General features: G+C 68.4%; 1 pseudogene. It reads left to right on the plus strand.

The annotated features are described in order from the left end of the window. Positions 1 to 49: 49 nt before the first annotated feature. Positions 50 to 231 (plus strand): annotated as a pseudogene (locus tag KVS71_RS19435) (hypothetical protein); the annotation flags it as partial.

The raw sequence follows: 231 nt of genomic DNA on the forward strand, positions 1-231 counted from the left end.
CAGGGCGTCCCAGGTCTTGACGCCCGCCGCAGTCGCGGCAGGTCTCGTCATGAGGCCCGGATGGACCTCGCTGACCCTCTCCTACGCCGGCGCATTTCTCGGCGCAGCAGCTCTCGTCGCCATCGGTGACGCGGACGTAGGCGTGAATGTCGCCATCTATCTCGTCTTAGCCGCGGAGGGGGGCGCCGTAGGGTACGCCCTCAGTCTGGCGTTCGCCCGCGGCTGCAGACT

Origin of the sequence: Microbacterium sp. GbtcB4 (assembly GCF_019091465.1) — a bacterium.
Taxonomy (GTDB): Bacteria; Actinomycetota; Actinomycetes; order Actinomycetales; family Microbacteriaceae; genus Microbacterium; species Microbacterium paraoxydans.